At 64.2% G+C, this 296-nt stretch carries 1 protein-coding gene; it reads left to right on the top strand.

Going from position 1 to position 296, the window contains the following annotated elements:
- Positions 1-296, top strand: a 296-nt coding sequence (locus tag NE591_RS14795; protein WP_256157050.1) for an EamA family transporter, incomplete at both ends; no start/stop codon positions are given.

Raw genomic sequence — 296 nt, 5'->3', positions numbered from 1 at the left:
CCGCTGTGGCCCGCGTTGATCCGGCCCAGGCGGCGCTGTTCCTTGCCACCGAATCGGTGTTCGGCGTGACGTTCTCCATCCTGCTCGTGGGCGAGGCGCCGGCGATTTCCGCCTACCTGGGATTTGCCCTCATCTTCGTCGGCATCGTCGTCAGCGAGTATTTGCCCCTGCGAGCCGAAAAGATCGCGGCCCAGACGGCAAAACGGCCGCCGAAACGGCCGTCCTCGATTGCAAGCGGGCCGAAACCCAAGCAACCGACCTCGAAGAGGCCGACGTGTTCATGCGCTAGTTACTCG

It is taken from the genome of Adlercreutzia sp. DFI.6.23, from assembly GCF_024462535.1.
In the GTDB taxonomy this organism is placed as follows: domain Bacteria; phylum Actinomycetota; class Coriobacteriia; order Coriobacteriales; family Eggerthellaceae; genus Adlercreutzia; species Adlercreutzia rubneri.
Note: the sequence above shows the minus strand (reverse complement) of the source record. Positions and strands in the feature narration are given on the sequence as shown.